General features: G+C 44.6%; 19 protein-coding genes and 1 tRNA gene. 9 read left to right on the top strand and 11 right to left on the bottom strand.

What is annotated here, in order from left to right:
* Positions 1–18 precede the first annotated feature (18 nt).
* Both K0O23_RS00805 and rlmB read left to right on the top strand, forming a co-directional pair.
* The gene (locus K0O23_RS00805; RefSeq protein ID WP_246596855.1) at positions 19–1257 is read left to right on the top strand and encodes a GWxTD domain-containing protein; all 1239 of its coding nucleotides are present in this window, start codon (positions 19–21) and stop codon (positions 1255–1257) included.
* On the top strand, positions 1227–2072 hold the full coding sequence (gene rlmB / locus K0O23_RS00800; RefSeq protein ID WP_219875478.1) for a 23S rRNA (guanosine(2251)-2'-O)-methyltransferase RlmB: 846 nt from the start codon (positions 1227–1229) through the stop codon (positions 2070–2072). The genes K0O23_RS00805 and rlmB overlap by 31 nt, the downstream gene beginning before the upstream one ends.
* Before the next feature lie 448 nt (positions 2073–2520).
* On the opposite strand, the gene K0O23_RS00795 is transcribed toward rlmB, so the two are convergent.
* On the bottom strand, positions 2521–3597 hold the full coding sequence (locus K0O23_RS00795) for a mannose-1-phosphate guanylyltransferase (protein ID WP_219875477.1): 1077 nt from the start codon (positions 3595–3597) through the stop codon (positions 2521–2523).
* Positions 3598–3602: 5 nt separating this feature from the next.
* Complete coding sequence (locus K0O23_RS00790) at positions 3603–4574, bottom strand: KpsF/GutQ family sugar-phosphate isomerase (protein ID WP_219875476.1); 972 nt, start codon at positions 4572–4574, stop codon at positions 3603–3605.
* A 65-nt stretch (positions 4575–4639) separates the two neighbouring features.
* Between K0O23_RS00790 and recQ the strand changes: the two genes are divergently transcribed.
* Both recQ and purD read left to right on the top strand, forming a co-directional pair.
* Complete coding sequence (gene recQ / locus K0O23_RS00785) at positions 4640–6820, top strand: DNA helicase RecQ (protein ID WP_219875475.1); 2181 nt, start codon at positions 4640–4642, stop codon at positions 6818–6820.
* A 202-nt stretch (positions 6821–7022) separates the two neighbouring features.
* Positions 7023–8312, top strand: a complete 1290-nt coding sequence (gene purD, locus K0O23_RS00780; protein WP_219875474.1) for a phosphoribosylamine--glycine ligase — start codon at positions 7023–7025, stop codon at positions 8310–8312.
* Between the two features lie 192 nt (positions 8313–8504).
* Here purD and K0O23_RS00775 read toward each other — a convergent pair whose 3' ends face one another.
* The gene (locus K0O23_RS00775; RefSeq protein WP_317195622.1) at positions 8505–8918 is read right to left on the bottom strand and encodes a BrxA/BrxB family bacilliredoxin; all 414 of its coding nucleotides are present in this window, start codon (positions 8916–8918) and stop codon (positions 8505–8507) included.
* Between the two features lie 256 nt (positions 8919–9174).
* Between K0O23_RS00775 and K0O23_RS00770 the strand changes: the two genes are divergently transcribed.
* Positions 9175–9510 (top strand): hypothetical protein, encoded by a 336-nt coding sequence (locus tag K0O23_RS00770; RefSeq protein ID WP_219875472.1) that lies wholly within the window; start codon positions 9175–9177, stop codon positions 9508–9510.
* Positions 9511–9669: 159 nt separating this feature from the next.
* Here the strand turns inward: K0O23_RS00770 and K0O23_RS00765 are convergent.
* Both K0O23_RS00765 and K0O23_RS00760 read right to left on the bottom strand, forming a co-directional pair.
* Positions 9670–9743: transfer RNA gene (locus K0O23_RS00765), tRNA-Arg, on the bottom strand.
* Between the two features lie 66 nt (positions 9744–9809).
* On the bottom strand, positions 9810–10532 hold the full coding sequence (locus tag K0O23_RS00760) for a TVP38/TMEM64 family protein (RefSeq protein WP_219875471.1): 723 nt from the start codon (positions 10530–10532) through the stop codon (positions 9810–9812).
* Positions 10533–10708: 176 nt separating this feature from the next.
* Between K0O23_RS00760 and K0O23_RS00755 the strand changes: the two genes are divergently transcribed.
* Both K0O23_RS00755 and K0O23_RS00750 read left to right on the top strand, forming a co-directional pair.
* A complete protein-coding gene (locus tag K0O23_RS00755; RefSeq protein ID WP_219875470.1) occupies positions 10709–11848 on the top strand; it encodes a cystathionine gamma-synthase in 1140 nt (379 codons plus the stop codon).
* A 194-nt stretch (positions 11849–12042) separates the two neighbouring features.
* The gene (locus K0O23_RS00750) at positions 12043–12552 is read left to right on the top strand and encodes a DUF6141 family protein (protein WP_219875469.1); all 510 of its coding nucleotides are present in this window, start codon (positions 12043–12045) and stop codon (positions 12550–12552) included.
* A 458-nt stretch (positions 12553–13010) separates the two neighbouring features.
* On the opposite strand, the gene K0O23_RS00745 is transcribed toward K0O23_RS00750, so the two are convergent.
* The 4 genes from K0O23_RS00745 to K0O23_RS00730 all read right to left on the bottom strand — a co-directional run bounded on the left by K0O23_RS00745 (position 13011) and on the right by K0O23_RS00730 (position 15584).
* Positions 13011–13721, bottom strand: coding sequence for an OmpA/MotB family protein (locus K0O23_RS00745; protein ID WP_219875468.1), 711 nt, complete (start codon positions 13719–13721; stop codon positions 13011–13013).
* Between the two features lie 239 nt (positions 13722–13960).
* Positions 13961–14515, bottom strand: coding sequence for a hypothetical protein (locus tag K0O23_RS00740; RefSeq protein ID WP_219875467.1), 555 nt, complete (start codon positions 14513–14515; stop codon positions 13961–13963).
* A 290-nt stretch (positions 14516–14805) separates the two neighbouring features.
* On the bottom strand, positions 14806–15189 hold the full coding sequence (locus K0O23_RS00735) for a SpoIIAA family protein (RefSeq protein ID WP_246596854.1): 384 nt from the start codon (positions 15187–15189) through the stop codon (positions 14806–14808).
* A gap of 56 nt (positions 15190–15245) precedes the next feature.
* Positions 15246–15584, bottom strand: a complete 339-nt coding sequence (locus tag K0O23_RS00730) for a DUF5329 family protein (protein WP_219875466.1) — start codon at positions 15582–15584, stop codon at positions 15246–15248.
* Positions 15585–15784: 200 nt separating this feature from the next.
* Between K0O23_RS00730 and K0O23_RS00725 the strand changes: the two genes are divergently transcribed.
* Positions 15785–17719: a hypothetical protein gene (locus K0O23_RS00725; protein ID WP_219875465.1), complete on the top strand. Its 1935-nt coding sequence runs from the start codon at positions 15785–15787 to the stop codon at positions 17717–17719.
* Between the two features lie 37 nt (positions 17720–17756).
* Positions 17757–18263, top strand: coding sequence for a DUF421 domain-containing protein (locus tag K0O23_RS00720; RefSeq protein WP_246596853.1), 507 nt, complete (start codon positions 17757–17759; stop codon positions 18261–18263).
* Between the two features lie 84 nt (positions 18264–18347).
* Here the strand turns inward: K0O23_RS00720 and trxA are convergent, their stop codons facing one another.
* Complete coding sequence (gene trxA, locus K0O23_RS00715; RefSeq protein ID WP_219875464.1) at positions 18348–18674, bottom strand: thioredoxin; 327 nt, start codon at positions 18672–18674, stop codon at positions 18348–18350.
* Positions 18675–19271: 597 nt separating this feature from the next.
* Positions 19272–19511, bottom strand: a complete 240-nt coding sequence (locus K0O23_RS20065; RefSeq protein WP_246596852.1) for a transposase — start codon at positions 19509–19511, stop codon at positions 19272–19274.
* Positions 19512–19555: the final 44 nt, after the last annotated feature.

Here is a 19555-nt window from a genome sequence, read left to right as displayed (position 1 = left end):
AAAGAAAAACTGCTGTAAATGACGCGCATCCTTTTAAATCTTACTTCGCTGCTTTTGCTTTTAATACTGTATGCCTGTGGTACACCCCAGGTAAACCGTTTGCAACCGGTTGTAGTGAGGCCTGTTGCCCCCGAAATAGCCATCAAGTATAATTTTTACGAAGAGAACGACAGCCTGCACGTGTTCCTGAAATTTGAGGACCAACAGGAAGTGATGGATGTGTTGCAATCTGTAACAGCAGTCGAGTATTTTGTAAAAACCGGATTATCTGACCGTGACAAAGTACTGGCCGCGGACTCTTTGGTTAAACCTCCCCGAAAAATTACAGATGTGGAAGGCCAACTGCACATTTCCTTTGTGTTGCCCGGAGAATTAATAAAAGAGCCAAACATACTTCATGTAAGATTATGGCAGGCCTTGGTTGGGCAGGAGCGTATGGCAGTTCGATTTAGAATACCACTTAAAGCCCAGATGCTTGATAAAAGTTACCTGCTGGTAAAAACCAGTAACGATAAGCCAATTTTTGAAGAGTACATTAATACCTCTGAGAAAGTGTTTGCACGGCAGTATGGTAGCAGCAGCCTGCCTATAACAGTATATACATATAAAACAGAAGTTTTACCGGCGCTGCCACCCATGTCTTTACGCCAAGAGCCTGATCTGGTAATGAATGTGGTAGATACGTTATCGTATGCCTATCGCGATACCATGAGTTTTGACAAAGAGGGCCTGTATGTGTTTGAGCCTTCCTCTGCTTTTGCCAAAAGTATACTTGTGCAAAAGTGGGCATACCCGCAAATCTCTATGGCGCAGGAACTGCTCCAACCACTTACTTATATTACAACCTCAGCAGAGCGGGAAGCACTTTTCAGGGCACCGGATACGAAGGAGGCTGTAGATAACTTCTGGCTTAAAGTTGGTGGCGACAGGGCAACAGCCAGAGAACTAATCCGAGCATACTATAGCCGGGTAGAGAGAGCCAATAAACTTTTTACCTGCCATAAACCAGGCTGGGCTTCAGACAGGGGTATGATCTATATTATATTCGGAAGGCCCAGCACCGTGAGCCAGACTGGCAACACTGAAACATGGATTTACCGCGAGGCAGAGGCGAGTCCTTATATTAAGTTCGTTTTTAATAAAAAAGGGGATAACTTTACCGAAAATCATTATGAGCTGGTACGGCGCCGCGAGTACGAGGAGAGTTGGTACAGCACAGTAGCAAAATGGAGAGCAGGAATAACAGACAACATGTAGGCAACCGCTATGGAGGCCCCAGAACACCAAAGGAAGATAAACTAGAGATGATTTTCGGGTCGCGCCCTATTTTGGAGGCAATGCTGGCCGGGAAAACACTGGAGAAGATTTTCCTGCTGCGCGGTACAAAAAACCCGACCACAGACGAGATTATGGCCGAGGCCAAAAAGTTTGACGTGCCGGTAGCATCTGTGCCTCTCGAAAAACTAAATAAGCTAACCCGCAAAAACCACCAGGGAGCAGTTGCTCTTATATCACCGATAACTTACCTGCCACTTGATGAGATCGTGACGTCTTTATTCGAGAAAGGTAAAACCCCACTGCTGCTTATACTTGACAGGGTAACCGATGTGCGTAACTTTGGTTCTATTGCCCGTAATGCTGAATGTATGGGCGTTGATGCGATCATCATTCCAAGCAGGGGTGGTGCTCAGGTAAATGCCGATGCCATGAAAACATCTGCCGGCGCTTTAAATCTGGTGCCTGTTTGCCGTGAGCCGAACCTGAAAGATACCATTGATTACCTGAAAGACTACGGCATACAGATCGTGGCCTGTACTGAGAAAACAGAACACATGATCACCGATTTTGCTGTTGACTTCTCAGGGCCTACGGCTATTATCATGGGTAGCGAGGAAGATGGTATTTCGCCAGAGTACCTGAAGCGTGCCGATGTGCGCCTGCGTATTCCGCTGATGGGCCAGATTGGTTCTCTGAACGTGTCGGTGGCAACAGGCATTATACTTTACGAAGCCATGAGCCAGCGCCTGCGCGAAAGCGGATACTCCAGCCTTGGAAGCCTGGAACCAAGATAAGTTTATACTTGACAATACAGCAAAAGGCGCAGCCGCTATACGTTAGCAGCTGCGCCTTTTGCTTTTTTAAGAAGCTGAATGTAGAGCCGCAATACCGTTGTTCGTTGTTGGTTATTTGTTGTTCGTTTTTCGAAATGTAGAGACGCCATATTTTGCGTCTTGTTTGCTACAAGGCAGCGGATTTCAAAGTTCGCAATGAAGTTAACTACAAGTATAAAAGTATGGCTCACGGAAGTCTGAAGACTTCCAATTATGCAAAGTCACAAGTCACCGCTGCGCTAAAGACTTGCGCCAGGAAAGGTCTGTTACTATGGCAACAAGACGCAAAATATGGCGTCTCTACAATCACCAATAATGAATAACCAACAACCAGTCACATTAGTAAAAGCAAAAATCCCGGAAGTATACTTTATACTTCCGGGATTTTTGTAGCTATACTTTGATGTGTCTAAATAAAGTCGACACCTTTTTTAGACTTGGCATCAGCCATGAATTCTTTCACTTTCTGTTCTTCAGATTTTTTGCAGATCATGAGCACATTATCATACTCGGCTACAATATAATCGTCCAGTCCCTGGAGCACAACCAAACGCTCTTTGGGAGTTTTGATGATACAGTCTTTAGTATCATAAAGCAGCACATCGCCATCAACTACGTTACCGTTGCTGTCTTTGTCGTTGATCGTGTAAAGCGAGTTCCAGGTGCCTAAGTCAGACCAGCCGATATCTGCCAGTAGTACAAACACATTGTCTACCTTCTCCATAATGCCATAGTCGATAGATACGTTGCGGCATTGCGAGTAGGCCCTGGTAATAAAGTTCTGCTCTTCAGGTGTATTAAGAATACTTGCACCTTCCTCAAAAATCTCTGTGATCTCTGGTAACTGTTGCTTGAAGGCGCTTAGAATACTTTTTACGTTCCAGATAAAAATACCCGAGTTCCACACAAAATCGCCGCTGTTAAGGAACATCTCGGCAAGCTCAAGGTTTGGCTTTTCAGTAAAGGTTTTAACCTTTTTTATACTTTGGGTATCGTCGCTGATGTACTGAATATAGCCGTAACCAGTATCAGGTCTGCTTGGTGTAATGCCCAGGGTTATCAGTACGTCGTCTTTGTCGGCGGCTGCTACAGCCTCCTTAATTACACTGGTAAATACCTCTTGCTTTAGTACCACATGGTCAGCTGGTGTTACCACAAGGTTAGCATTAGGATTGATCTGTGCAATTTTATAGGAGGCATAAGCAATACAAGGGGCTGTGTTGCGTCCGATTGGCTCCAGAAGAATCTGGTTATCGCTTAGCTGAGGCAGCTGTTGCTTTACCAGGTCCTTGTAGTCTTTGTTGGTTACCACGTATACGTTTTCAGGCGGGCAGATATCCTGGAAACGTTTTGCTGTCATTTGCAGCATGCTTTCGCCTATACCCAGCACATCATGAAACTGCTTTGGGTAGTTGGTACGGCTGAACGGCCAGAAACGGCTTCCGATGCCGCCGGCCATTATCACCACGTATGTGTTCTTATCCATTATTCTTATACAAGTCCTTCTTTCAGAAGATCGTGCAGGTGCACGAACCCTTCAAAGATACCAGATTTGGTTACAATTAACTGTGTTATACTTTTTTCCTGCATAATAGCCAGTGCCTCGGCTGCATACTGATCCGGCTCTATGGTTAAAGGCATAGGTGTCATAATGTCGCTGGCTTTGATACCTTCCGTAGATTCATACTTGTTTAGCATCCGGCGCAAATCACCATCTGTAATAATACCAATAAGTTCTTTTGTGCCATCTTTAACAACAGCCGTTGCGCCTAATCGCTTAGATGAGATCTCAATAATAATTTCCTTTAACGAGGCGTTTTCATTAACGTTGGGTGCCTGGTTATATCCGTAAATATCGCCCACCATCAGGTACAGGCGTTTGCCGAGCGAGCCTCCCGGATGCAGGTGCGCAAAGTCGGCGCTGCTAAAGCCGCGGGCTTCCAGCAGGCTAACCGCTAGCGCGTCACCTAAGGCTAAGGCTGCGGTTGTACTGGTGGTGGGAGCCAGGTTATGTGGGCATGCTTCGCGCTCAACATTGGCATTCAGCACATAATCAGCGCTCTGGGCCAGGTAAGAATCTATACTTGATACCATGGCTGCCAGCTTAGACCCTTTGCGTTTAAGCAACGGAACTAGTACCTTTATCTCAGGCGTGTTGCCGCTCTTAGAGATACAGATCACAAAATCATCCGGCTGTATCATACCCAGGTCACCGTGAATGGCGTCAGCGGCATGCATAAAAAGCGCGGGAGTTCCCGTAGAGTTAAGTGTAGCAACGATTTTAGTGGCAATGTTGGCGCTTTTGCCTATGCCTGTTACCACTACGCGGCCCCTGGACTGAAGTATGGCTTCGACGCAGTTTTCAAAACTTTCGTCGATAAAATCGGCTAATCTGGCGATTGCATCGGCTTCTGCATGCAAGACTTTTTTTGCCGTAAGGGCTATATTATTAACAAGATTCAAAGTAAATTTGTATTAAGGTACCCCAAAAAAGGTACATGCAATTGAATAATTTTTTGCAAGATTACATGTCAGTACAACAAGAGGTAAATCTCAAGAACAAATTAAAGGAAGTTTTTGGGTATAATCAATTTAGAGGAAATCAAGAGTTGATAATAAATAACATTATCAACGGGAAGAACACCTTTGTGATTATGCCTACAGGCGCCGGCAAGTCGTTGTGTTACCAACTACCTGCCCTTTCCTTACCGGGGACAGCGATCGTTATTTCGCCGCTGATTGCCCTGATGAAAAACCAGGTTGATCAGCTTAATGCTTTTGGCGTTAATGCTCATTTTCTGAATTCTACTTTATCCAAAGCAGAAATAAACAAAGTTAAGAAAGAGACACTGGCCGGTGAGGTTAAGCTCTTGTATGTGGCCCCTGAGTCGCTTACCAAAGAAGAGACAGTAGAGTTCCTCCGCAGTTCCAACATCTCTTTTGTAGCCATAGACGAAGCACACTGTATTTCGGAGTGGGGGCACGACTTCCGTCCGGAGTACCGCCGTATCCGTGGTATTATAGATCAGATAGGTAACCTGCCTATTATTGCGCTTACTGCTACGGCAACCCCAAAAGTACAGCTTGATATTCAGCGTAACTTGCAAATGGACGAGGCTTCAGTGTTTAAGTCTTCGTTTAACCGCACCAACTTATACTATGAGGTTAGGCCAAAGCACAATACTAAAAAGCAGCTTATCCAGTATGTAAAAAAGAATAAGGGCAAGAGTGGTATTGTATACTGCCTGAGCCGCAAAAAAGTAGAAGAAATTGCCGAGTTACTGCGTGTAAACGACGTAAAAGCACTGCCATACCATGCAGGACTTGACAGCAGCATACGCATGGCCAACCAGGATGCATTCCTGAATGAGGATGCCGACGTGATTGTAGCCACCATTGCATTTGGTATGGGCATCGATAAGCCGGATGTTCGTTTTGTGATCCATTACGATACGCCGAAGTCTATTGAAGGCTATTACCAGGAAACAGGCCGTGCCGGGCGCGATGGCATGGAAGGCAACTGCGTGATGTACTACAGCTACGACGATATTGTTAAGCTGGAGAAATTTAACAAAGACAAGCCTGTAACAGAGCGTGACAACTCAAAGCTGCTGCTGCAGGAAATGGCTGCCTACGCCGACTCTGCCGTGTGCCGCCGTAAGCAGTTGCTGCACTACTTTGGTGAAGCCTACGAAAAAGACTGCGGTTTTTGCGATAATTGCCTTCACCCGAAAGAGCGTTTCGAGGCGCAGGAAGAAGTGCAGCTGGCACTTAAGGCTGTACAGCAAATTGGCGAGCGCTTTGGCATAGACCACATTACTGCCGTGCTGACAGGCCTGCGTAACCAATATGTAGTAAGCTACGACCACGATAAACTGGATGTATTTGGAAAAGGCAAGGAGCAGGATGTGCAATTCTGGAGCTCTGTGCTGCGCCAGATACTTTTATCTGAATACCTGGAAAAGGATATAGAGCAATTTGGCGTGGTAAAGCTAACGCAGAAAGGGATTGATTTTATAGACAACCCGCACAAGATACAGCTTACAAAAGACCATAACTACGAGCAGGAAGTAAAAGATGACGAGGAGAAGGAGGGAAGCCAGGCTGCCGCCGGACACGACGAAGTACTGTTCGACTTACTGAAGACGCTGCGTAAGAAAATGGCCAAGGAGAAAAACCTGCCGCCTTACGTGCTCTTCCAGGACCCATCGCTGAAAGAGATGGCAACCGTTTACCCAACCACCAAAGAAGACCTGGCGCACATTGCCGGAGTAGGTATGGGTAAAGTACAGAAGTTTGGTAAGCCGTTCCTGGATCTGATCACAAAGTATGTAGAGGAAAACGATATTGTAACCGCTGCCGATGTGGTAGTGAAGACTACGGTCAACAAATCCAAGATCAAGATCTACATTATCCAGCAAATTGATAAGAAAGTAGACCTGGAGGAGATTGCCAGCACCAAAAGCCTGACAATGCCTGAGCTTATCGAGGAGATCGAGCATATTTGTTACTCGGGCACCAAGCTAAACCTGAACTACTACATCAACAACATACTTGACTCTGACCGGCAGGAAGAAATTTATGATTACTTCATGAATGCCAGCACTGATAACATCAGCGAAGCCGTGAAAGAGCTGGGTACCGACGATTACTCAGAGGAAGATCTTCGCCTGATGCGCATCAAGTTCTTATCGGAGTATGCTAATTAAACTGTTGATGGTTATTTGCTGATCTTTGTTCGGCAAGTTAAAAATCAGGAGGCCGTTGTAGCATTACAACGGCCTTTTTATTTTGGATAAAGTATAAGGCTAAAAGTATAAAACTATAGATTGTGCTGCACAGGCAAGTATAAATTTATAACTTCGCAGTGCATAGTAGAGCAATTAAAAATCAGCTATTAGCAATTTAACTATGAACGTACTAATAATCGGATCTGGGGCCAGGGAGCATGCCATTGCCTGGAAGCTTAGCCAAAGCGAGTATTGCGACCAGATATTTGTGGCGCCAGGTAATGCCGGCACATCCGAGTTTCATACAAACGCCGATATCAACATACATGATTTTGAGGAAGTTGCGAAGTTTGCCAGTGACTTTAACATTATGATGATGGTGGTGGGGCCGGAGAACTCGCTGGTAGAAGGTATTCATGATTACTTCCAGGAGAAAGAGTATCTGCGGCACATCCTGATTATCGGTCCGAAAAAAGCAGGCGCTATGCTGGAAGGAAGCAAAGATTTCTGCAAAGCCTTTTTTGATAGGTATAACATACCAACAGCTCGCTACCAAACCTTTACAGAAGAAACATTTAGCAAAGCCTGCGAATACCTGAAAGGCCATACGTACCCTGCAGTACTTAAAGCGGATGGACTGGCTGCGGGAAAAGGCGTTATAATTGCCCAGGATTACGAGGAAGCTTTTGATGCCCTGGATGCCATGCTGCGTAACAAGCGCTTTGGCAATGCCAGCAGCAAAGTAGTGATCGAAGAGTACATGCAAGGTATAGAAGTATCGGTGTTTATACTTACCGATGGCAAAGAGTATGTGCTGCTACCGGAGGCAAAGGATTACAAACGTATAGGCGAAGGCGACGCAGGGCTAAACACAGGTGGCATGGGGGCGGTATCGCCGGTGCCATTTGTAGATGATGCTTTTATGTCCAAAGTTAAGGAGCGTGTAATTGAGCCAACTTTGAGAGGCATGCAGGCCGACAATATGGACTACTCAGGTTTCCTTTTTATTGGTTTGATGAACGTGAACGGCGACCCTTATGTGATCGAGTACAACGTGCGTCTCGGCGACCCAGAAACTGAAGCTATACTTCCGCGCATTAAATCAGACCTGTTTGAGATGTTCAAAGCGCTGCACGACCATACTTTGGGAAGCTATAAACTGGAGATTGACCCGCGGACAGCTACCACGGTTTTCCTGGTATCAGGCGGTTACCCGGAGGGGTTTGAGAAAGGCAAAGAGATTACAGGTATAGAGAATGTGCCGCAGGATGTGCTGGTGTTTCATGCGGGCACTAAAGCGGTAGGCGACAAACTGGTAAACAGCGGAGGACGCGTAATTGCCGTTACTGCACTAGGCGATACTATGGATGAAGCGCTGGCTAAAGCCAATGCTGCTGCCGAGGCTATTACATGGCAAGACCGTAATTACCGCCGTGATATAGGCTTCGATTTAAGAGGCATGCACGCTTAAGCGCATCAGGACAAAGGAAGGTGTGACAAAGGACAAAAGACTTGGAGAAACCAGGCGTTTTTGTTAACATGTTAGGCCAAGAGATTATACTAGAGTAATTTTTTCTTCCTGCTTACAAAGTATAAAGTATAAAAAAAGCGGCGGCTGGTATTCAACATACCAGCCGCCGCTTTTTTTATACTTCAGGCTATACTAGCAATAAGCTTCGAAAGCGCCTTTGAGGTTATCCACGATGCGGTGCAGTTCGTTGCCCTCGATATGGTAACGCTCAATCATGTGCACCAGTTCGCCATCTTTAAACAAAGCAATAGATGGTGATGATGGAGGATAAGGAAGCATATGCTCACGTGCCTTGGCAACTGCATCTTGCTCCATGCCGGCAAATACTGTTACAAGCTTAGTAGGCGTTTTATCGCCAGCAGCAACAGCCATTTTAAGTGCAGGGCGTGCTTTAGAGGCAGCACAGCCACATACAGAGTTTACAGCCAGCAAAACAGTGCCTTCAGTTTTTAAAGCCTGCTCTACTTCTTCAGATGTCATTAATTGCTCAAAACCAGCCGATGTTAAGTCTTCGCGGATTGGAGCAACCATATATTCAGGATACATTCCCATAAAATTCAAAGTTTTAAGTAATGAATAATGTGCTGCAAAATTAACAAATAATCCCCAATTAAAGGTCAATTAAAATCAGAGTACTGCATAAGGTATCCTATAGAATTAGTAGCATGTTGTGTTAAACAATACTTAATAAATATATTTTAGTAATGTTCTATGAATCTGCTGTTTAAGCACAACTACCTTTTTGCGGACCAAGTATAGGGAGGTACGGCAAAGTATTGTGTCATAGTTCAAATTGATCCTTATGCTTCACCCTTCAACCAATAAGGCCTGTGTTCGGTATTATTATCTGGCCCCGCGCAATGGAAATAAGGCTGAGATAATTAAAGTGCTTAACAGCCACCGCTACACAATTGATGTGCCTATGTGGGAAGAAGACGTAATTCTGGAGCCTTTCTATACCCGTCCCATGACAGTTAAAGAAGAGCACAACTGCAGAGGAGCCGAAACCTGGAAGCTTTTTTCCGACTGGAGCAAAGTATGCGCCGACCTTTTAAAAAATGGTGTTGCCGAAAATGAACTGAAAGAACTGGAAAACTATAGAGATAATTTATTGTCGTCTGAAAACATGGTGGCCTAAACCCAAAAGGTAACAAAAGGCTAAAGCCAGGTACCAAACTATATTGCATAGGGCGGTACCTGGTTTTTTTGTGGAGAGAAGTTTTTGAGACTCAAGTGTACCCAAAACTGCTCGGCACAATAAAAAAAGCCTCTCAGATTTCTCTGAGAGGCTTTCCGGTGGTCGCGAAGGGAGTCGAACCCCTAACCTTCTGATTCGTAGTCAGATGCTCTATCCAGTTGAGCTACGTGACCAATTCCGTTATTGTGAGTGCAAAGTAACGGCGTTTTTTGATTATACGCAAGTCCTTTTTTAAAATTTTAGTCATTTTTTACTGTCGCTTTCCGCAGCGCTTTCTTCAGGGCACGGTCAAAAACAAAGTATAAACCACCTATCGAAATGACTATCAGCGAGATCATGAGCAGCTGGCCGCCTGTGCCGCTGTCGGGGTCCTGCAATAAATTTATGATGTCGTTGGCCTGTGTGCCTATCCAAAAGAAGAAAAGCGTGCGCGGAAGCATGCCAATGATACTTGCCACCAGAAATTTTTTCTTATTTACCTGTAGCAGCGACAGTACAAAGTTCATCAGGGCAAAGGGCAATACCGGTGAGATGCGCGTTAAAAAGATCAGGCTCCAGCTTTGGTTGCGCAGTTCCTGCATCAGGATTCGTGCCTTTTCGAAGCGGTTTAAAAAGCTCATCATTTTGCCGTGGTCTATCAGTTGGGCCAGGCCATAGCCAACTAAAGCTGCAATGCCATACGATACCACAATGCCTGCAAAGCCGTTCCAGCCCAGGTAAAAACCGCTCACCAGGGCCACAAAGGTGGTAGGCGTTAAGGCAAAGGCCATGGTAACGGAGATCACTGCAAAGAATACCAGCATCTCCAGCCAGGTTAGTTCGCGCAGAAAATCCTGGTACTGGTAAAGTATAAAAGCCAGCGTAGAGCTTACCACCACAGGCACCACCACCAACAGCAACATCGATATAAACGTAGAGGCATTTTCGCGTATAAGGTTGCGCAGTACCGGAAATAACTTCATGCAATAGTTTTTGATTTATACTTGCCTTTAGACGAAATACAAAGGACAAAAGATTTCTGCGGCTTTAAAAGTGCTTTCTTTCCGGGGCAGGGCCAAAGTATAAACAGAAGTGCCTCCCTCTGTCTTAATTTTTATAACTTGCAACATACCCATCATTCTGAAAACATACTTTGAACATGAAATTCGGAACAAAAGCAATACACGCCGGCGTAGAGCCAGACCCAACCACAGGCGCCATCATGACGCCAATTTACCAGACATCAACCTATGTGCAGCGCTCTCCCGGCGATCACAAAGGCTATGAATACTCACGCACGCACAACCCAACCCGTACGCAGCTGCAGAATGCCCTGGCTGCCCTGGAGAACGGCAAGCATGGCCTTTGCTTTGCCTCTGGCATGGCTGCTATAGATGCTATCATTAAAATGCTGAAGCCCGGTGACGAGGTTATCTCAACCAGTGACCTTTACGGCGGCAGCTACCGCATTTTTACAAAGATATTCCAGAATTACGGCATCAAGTTCCATTTTACCAACATGGCCGACCTGAGCAAAGTTGAGGCGCTTATAAATGAGAACACCAGAATGATCTGGGTCGAAACGCCAACGAATCCGCTGCTGAACATTATCGACATTAAAGGATGCGCTGCCATTGCTAAAAAGAATAATCTGCTATTGGTAGCCGATAATACCTTTGCTACACCATATCTGCAAACGCCGCTTGATTTGGGGGCTGATATGGTGATGCACTCACTTACCAAGTATATGGGTGGCCACTCTGATGTAGTGATGGGTGCCGTTATTGTAAAAGATGACGAACTGCGCGAACGCCTGGCGTTTATTCAGAATGCGTGTGGTGGCACACCTGGCCCACAGGACTGCTTCCTAGTGCTGCGCGGTGTTAAAACGCTGCACCTGCGCATGGAGCGCCATTGCCAGAACGGACGTAAAATTGCCGAGTACCTGCGTAATCACCCGAAAGTAGAAAAAGTATATTGGCCAGGCTTTGAGGATCACGCCAACCACAACGTTGCCAAAGAGCAGATGCGCGATTTTGGTGGGATGGTGTCGTTTGTATTAAAGGGCGATAGGGTGGAGGATGCAATTAAAGTATTAGAGAAACTTAAGTTGTTTGCTTTGGCGGAGTCGCTTGGCGGTGTTGAGTCGCTTTGCGGCCACCCGGCTACTATGACACATGCCAGCATTCCAAAAGAAGAGCGTATGAAAGCCGGCCTCAGCGATTCGCTTATCAGGCTGAGCGTGGGTGTAGAAGATGCTGAAGACTTGATTGAAGACTTAGAGAAAGCAATAGGGTAAACTTGACAAAGGACTATTTGACAAAGGATCTTTTGACAAAAGAAAAAAGATTGCTCTGAAAGAAGACCGTCTGCTGATTTAGTTTAGCAGGCGGTCTTTTTATTTTAATGTATGTTGGCTAACTTATCTTTCCGTACTTTAAGTTAGGTCCTTTATCTATAAGTCCTTTGTCAAAAATATCCATTGTCAAGTAAATGTCAGATCAGGTTATACTTTACAGCGAGCAGCAACGCTTTAAGCAGTTCTGGCTATGGGCAATTATACTTGGTGCGGCTGCAATATTCTGGGCGGGGTTTATTTACCAGGTGTTATTGGGTGAGCAATTTGGCAACAGGCCGGTTTCAGATGTGCAACTGGCTATACTTTTCGCCTTGATGGGAGTGGGCATGCCGTGGTTCTTCTACCAAATGAAGTTAACCACAGAAGTCAGGCCCGGAGAGATACACATACGATTCTGGCCTTTTCATGTGCGTCCTGTGATTATACACCTGCATTTAGTTCGTGATTTCGAAAAAGTAACCTACAACCCAATCGGCGATTACGGTGGATGGGGAATAAGGTGGGGCTTTAAGGGTAAAGCCTACAACATGTCTGGTAATGAAGGGGTGCAGCTGCGCTTCTATAACCGGAAGCCGCTCCTGGTTGGCTCACAGGATGCTGTTGCACTGTTTGAGGCTATTAAGCTGGCAAAGGAGCTGCGGTGATGGCTGATTGTTAATTATTGTTGAGATTGTAGAGACGCAATATTTTGCGTCTTTTGCGTCACGGGATCCAACCACCCCTGGCCCCTCCTTATCTAAGGCGGGGAATCGGGCTTTGCAGGTTCTGAAGTATAAGTTTTATTGTTGAAGCCAATGGCGGACAGGTCGCGACCTGTCCCTATAGCGCAATTCCCTGCCCTCTCTTTTGTCATCTTGGAAAGATCCTGGTAGAAGGGAGGTTAAGCGGAAGCTACAGATCTTAGGCTTCTGTTAAAGTAAGGTCAGAATTCCCCGCCTTGGATAAGGAGGGGCCAGGGGTGGTTGGACCCGGTACTGCAGATAATCATATAAATCAATATAATCCCCTTAATCACCGGTCAACAACCCTGATTCAGCTACAAACAAAAAAGCCGATGCCTCTTACGAAGCATCGGCTTTTTTTACTTTAATCAGTTAAAGAACTACGCCTGGATACCCAGGATCTTGTAGATCTCAGTGAAGTCTGGAGTTAAGATGATCTCAGTACGACGGTTTTTAGCTTTCGCCTCAGCAGAACGTCCTGTGTCAACTGGCATGTAGTAAGAACGGCCAGCTGGCGTGATTCTGTCTGGAGAAAGACCTTTCTCAGTCATCATACGCGTGATCTCTGTAGCGCGAAGTACGCTCAGGTCCCAGTTGTCAGTCAGGTATTTCATGCCGTTGGCAACTGTTACGTCGTCTGTGTGGCCTTCTACCATAACACCAACCTGCTGGTTTTTCTTAAGCACGTCTACCAGTTGGTTGATCGCTTTTTGGCCACCAGTGTTTACTTTAGTGCTACCAGTAGCAAAAAGAAGCTTGTCAGACATAGAAACGTATACTTTGCCGTCTCTTACGCTAACGCTAAGGTCGCCTTGGTTAAAGCCTTGTAAAGCAGAGTTAACCTCATTTTTAAGGTTATCCAATACTTTTTGCTGCTCGTTCATGGCACGCTCCATTTCAGCAAGCTTCTGCTCGCGTTCTTTTAGAGATGCAGCTAATTGGTCAGCTTTTGCTTTAGAGTCAGCAAGCTCACGCTCCTGAGCCTCTTTGCTAGCTTTCAGATCTTCGTACTTCTTAGAAGAAACACAAGATACCATTAGGGAAGAGCACAGCAACATTGTAAATGCCGCTTTGAAGAAGTTGAATTTCATGTGCGTTTGTGAATTTGTAGTTTAAGGTTTATTTAATTGCTTATAAAACTTGATTGCAAATATGGTAAAAGATTGGTCGGTAAACTATAAAAAAGTATAAAATCAGTGTCTTACCTATAAGATTTTTGTTGCTAAACGCTTATTTCACTGATATATTGTATTCTATCTATATAAATTCAAAATAATTTTAAAAATTGGATTTAAGGAGTTTAAATACCAATCAGGTATAAAGTAAATACCTAGTTTATAGGGCCTTCAGAGTTAAATTTGTTTAAGCGCGGTTGTAGGAACCAAATGCCAATCGGCAGAAACAATACCTGCACTAATACCAGAACAAATTCATGAAATGCCACCACCCGCTGCTGCGCTGCGCTCACAATACTTCTTGCCACAAAGTATACCACGTACAGGTAACAGAAGGTGGCAAACAAATGCATAGGGATTAGTAAAGCCAGCATGCCCAAGGGAAGTGTTCCATCAATTATACTTTCGTGCACAATACCCAGTGTATAGATCAGCAAAAGAATATACAGGGCAAAGTATAAGGCACCCAGGTTAAAGAATACGGCAGTTATGTTAATGCTGCCCGGCAAGCGCCTGTAAAAGTATAAACCCAGCCACCAAAGCCAGAGCACCGGAACAATACTTGGAAGCGCATCAACTAAAGTATAAAGCACAGACGAAGAGGCAAGGACGGCAACGGGTAAAAGCTGTGTTAGCGCATACCGAAGTATAAACGGAAGTATAAAAAGAAGCAGGAAAGCCTGCCAGTGTTTGAGCCGGAGTAAAAGCATTTGGTGTTATTAAAGTATAGACTGCACCTAGGCCGCCATTTTGCAAAATTGTAGATAATACGCTAAACAGACTATCTTTAATATAGCACTAATTTACAGTTAACCCCACACGCACCGGTAAAAAGAACATATGCCTTTCAACTCGGCGGGAATGTACCACGGTGTTATAAAAATCGGAAAGGAGGAAGTGTCTATCTACAAAGACTAGTTTAACAGCATGAATACATTATAAAGCAGAAGGGCTGGAATTTCGAAATCCCAGCCCTTCTGCTTTATAAACGCTATATCGGTCAGGCATGTATCCAGGCCCACGCCTGGTCACGCTGTTTAAAGTCAAAGTACTTAACCTCGGCGGTTGTAAAAGGCTTTGCAGCAAGGGTAATCCAGTCTATCCATTTTTGGTCGCCTACAATAGCTGCGCGGCTAAAGTCTGCGGCATGTGTAAAGTCAAATCTTATTTCCTCCCAAAGTGCCCTGATAGAAAAATCTTCAATATCCTGTACTTCGGCATACACCTTTATCTTGCCATGTTGCTTTATCTTTTCTTCCAGAATAGGTAACATCACGTTGTAGTCGTTTATGTCGATATGCCCGGATATCCTGAAGGCTACTAAATCATCTTTAGACTCTTCTAACAGTTGTATCATAGACATTTCTTTTATCGTGTGATTCATACTTTTATACGTTGGCCTTCGAAGTATAAAACGCCGGTCAACGGATAAAAGTATAACTACAGGTTTTCCAATCTCTTTAGCTCCTGGCTTAACACAAAGCCAGTGGTTTGTACAGTGCCATCTTTAAATCTTATTTTATAAGGCTCGCCTGAAAATCCGGATTTAGATGCGAGGAGCTCTATAAACTCCCTTGCTGAACTGATCTTATCTTTGTGCTTTAGCCATTTGGCCTGCAAATGATCGGCGGCCTGTTTGCAGGTGTGCTCGCTGCCGTTTCGGATGAACGTTGCACCCTCCAAGCCTCTTACAAACTGTATCAGCCTGTCTACTTTTTCAACTTCTGTTAAACCTGCTTCGGTTCGGTTTATAACACTACCTGCAGTTGCAGATGGCATATTGGCCTGCAAGCTTCCAGAACATATTAATACTACCAAACCGCACATCACATATTTCAACATGTCTTCCCTTTCTTTAAATAATTATTTTATGATTATAGCGTTATTATTAGCAATTTTAATGCACTTATGTTCAATCAATAACGTTTCGCTGTCTCGGTGCGTTCACCTGCGCCGCTACAAGACAATTAACGTAGTTTATGAAGAAAATAGTTTTCGCTTTTTTTCTGCTGCTGCTTTGCCAGCAGGCCTTTGCCCAACGCAATATCGAAACGCGCCTGGGCTATAGTTATAACGACGACTTTGCCTTTACGGATGAATGGCAGTACTTGTCCACGGATATTTATCTGTTTAACGGAAATAAATTTACCCGGGTACTCAACGAACTGGAGAAAGGAGTAAGGAAGCCAAAGAAAAAGTATGGCAACTCGCTGGAGTACCTCTTTATAACAGCGCAGCTAAAGAATATGAAGCTGTTCGGCAACGACGCCATTGTGTATCCGCTTTACAACTTTCACATTAACGAGGATAAGAGAGAGTATAAAACACATGTAAGCGACCACCTGGAGGTAGTGCGTATTATCGATAAAATGCCCTTAACCTCTGCGCAAAGTAGTATTGATGCCGTTATCAATGCCAAAGCTGTTACAAACAACGACGGCGACCAGGTATTTAGCCTGGTGGCTAACCAACTGGTAAACCTCTCCAAGCTTACAAACCCATCAAGTGCAGTGCTATCGCTGGTTGGTGAATTTGGTAACCTGCTTAATGCCCGCACCGGAAAAAAAGAGTATAAATTCAGTTCTACCATCCGTCTTTACGAAGGCCAGGATTTTGACACGCGCCTGCATTCAGTACGCATATATGTGTTTGTGCCAGGAGACGTGAAAACAGTAACTATAAAATCTGTTAAGCTTACTGATTACCTTTCTAAAAGCTCTAATAAACTGGACCGTAAGAGCCTGGAAGAGCTTACCGCCTATAAAGACTATCCGTTTATGGTGGTGGCTAACTATAAGTCGCTCTACAAAATGGATGTACTTACAGGCGATGAAGTAACTCTGGACCTGATTGAAAAGCGCAAGCAAAAGATACTAAGCGCTTATGAGCAAAAGCTGGTAAACGATGAGACCTTCCGTCAGGAGAAGCTATATGTGGAGTTTCTGCGTGTGTTTGCCGAGATGAAGCAGAACCTGAACACGTACCGCCTGAACTATCGCAACAATAGCCCTGAGGTAAATGCCAAAAACCTGTTCGGGATAGTGCAGGAGTACAAGCGTTTAAAAAGCACATACGATGCCCGCGAAAAAGAATTTGCAAAGAACAGCACGTATATCAACATCTTTAAGCAGGAGTATGAGGCCATACTTGGCAACGCAGATCTATACTTAGAGGCCGACCATAACCTGAAAAACGGTAAGATACTGGTAAACACATTGCGCGAACTGGAAAATGAGCCAAAAAGCTGGAATACCCCCGAGAAGCGTGAAGCAGCCCTTGCAAAACTGCATGCCGTAGAGCTTCCAAAGCAGGAGTTTTTGTCGGCGTCGGTTGAAGGTGAGGCTATTATCAGGCTAATAAAAAAGCTGGAAGACCTGCAGTATAACGAGGTTTTTGCCCAGGACCTACAGAAACTAAGTGCTGCAGAGGCAAGCGACGAAACCTTGGCCCAGCGCAACGCCCTGCTCGACAAGGCTACATCAAGCAAGTGCCAAAGCTGCCGCGATAAAGTACGCGATGCTGTTACAGAGTATAACAAACGATACGATAGCTTTAAGTTAAGGCAAGCACTTAATAAGAAAAATGAGCTTAACCAGTTGGCTGAGCAAACTGTGTTCAAAAACCTAAAGAAGCAGCTGTGCATCGAAAGCAATCTGCAAACTGCAACAGCTGCCGCTAACCCCACGCTGGAGCTATATGTTAGCCGCATGCACGAAAAGAACAACGAGTTCGGCAAAAGTATAAAGCAACTCGACGAGTTTAACAAGCAGGAACCGGAAGCTACAAGGCTCTCTAAAGTGCAGGAGTACAATACCAGGCTACAGCAGCTTATGAAAGAGGTTGAGCAGAACTTTGAGATCCTGTATAGCCTGGATAAGACCTTGTGCAACTGCAGCGAGGTAGGTCAGGGATAAGAAGAAACCCTTCTGAGGGTGCTTCGTTTTCTGAAGTATGCAGGAAACTTTAGAAACGATTGATCACTTATTGGGGATTGGTGCTGAGTCGCTGAACTGGTGGCAAATGTCTTTAAGAGCCATCGTGGTGTTTTTTGTAGCACTTGCCATTATCAGGGTGGGCAATCACCGCATCTTTGGTAAGAATACTGCCTTTGATATAGTACTGGGTATAATCTATGGCTCTATCTTAAGCCGCGCTATAACAGGTAACTCACCTTTCTGGGCCACTATTTTTGCAGCTTTTACTCTGGTTATATTACATAAGCTATTAGCTATAGTAGCCTATCATTCTTCATTTGGTTTTGGCAACATGATCAAAGGCAAGCCCAAAGCGCTGGTTAAAGACGGAGAAATGCAAAAAAATGTTATGCGTAGCAGCAGTGTAACCGAAAATGATATAAAAGAGGCCTTACGCAGCTCAGGGCACAAACCAGACATCAGTAGTATTCACAGGGCCTATCTGGAGCGTAGCGGCGATATCAGTATTATATGTAAAGATTAAGGATTAATATTGGTAGGCTATATAAACAGCGAAGCCTCTCCTGAGTAACAAGAGAGGCTTCGCTGTTTATGCTTTATACTTTGATTAAGCCATCTGGGCATCCAGCTTCTGCGACAGCACATTTTTAGGCACAGCGCCTACCTGCTTGTCCACCACTTCGCCATTCTTGAAAACAAGAAGGGTAGGGATGCTACGGATACTGAATTTGGCAGATGTCTGTGGGTTAGCGTCTACGTCTACTTTACCGATAACGGCTTTGCCTTCGTACTCGCCAGCCAACTCTTCTACAATCGGGCCTACCATGCGGCACGGTCCGCACCATTCTGCCCAAAAGTCTACCAATACTGGTTTATCTGAATTGATGATCTCATCAAAATTTGCATCTGTAATTTCTAATGCTTTGTTAGCCATAACTTTAACGGTTTGTTGTGTTAAATTCTGTTCTTAAATATAGTAACAATTATAAGTTTGGCAAATATCTGCCCAAACTCTGTTTACCTGACAAGCTGTCTTATTGCCTATACTTTATATATGCAGGGCATATCTGTATACTTACGGCGAATAACAGGTAGAAGTATAAAATGTTTGTATAAACAAATTTTGGTGGTAAAAGTTTAAGAAGCAAGTATCAAGCATAAAAGTTTGTAGAGTAAGGTGTTAAAAGTATAAGTAAGGGTGGCAATTAAGAAAAGTATAAAAAGCTTAATCCAGCATCTCCATGTGCAGCAAACTGTATAGATCGGCATAATTGGTGGCAGAGCTATATCGGTAATGCTCCGGCTCGTTTACCCACTCTGCCCGCACCGGGTTCTGGTGGATATAGTTAAGCTTTTGGTCAATGAAAGCATTGGATAGAAGCTCCTTTGCCTCGTTTCCATCTTGCCATACTTTGTAATATCGTACTTTGGGATTTTGTCTGGCATTGAACTCAAAGCGATGCAGTAACCATTGCCTGCGGCTTTCAGGTTCTTCCTAGATGGTTGTTATAATTTTGCGGCTGGTAAACTGCTAAAAATCGCGGAGGATGTCTGATAGATTTTTGTCTTCTGCCGTTGAGGCGATCAGGTGCAGGTGGTTGCTCATCAATACCCAGGCGTGGAGCCGCAGACCTTTGTTTTCCTGACAAAATCTGAGAGCATCAACTATAATATGCTTGTAAACAGGACGTGTGAAGATATTTACCCAATCGACTACCGTCATCGTCAGAAAGTATAAACCTCCGGGTACAATTCTGTTTTTGATTCCCATGGGAGTTTTATACTTTGAATAACTCTATGCTGTTTCGGATTTCC

Origin of the sequence: Pontibacter aydingkolensis, from assembly GCF_019443125.1 — a bacterium.
Lineage (GTDB): Bacteria > Bacteroidota > Bacteroidia > Cytophagales > Hymenobacteraceae > Pontibacter > Pontibacter aydingkolensis.
Note: the sequence above shows the minus strand (reverse complement) of the source record. Positions and strands in the feature narration are given on the sequence as shown.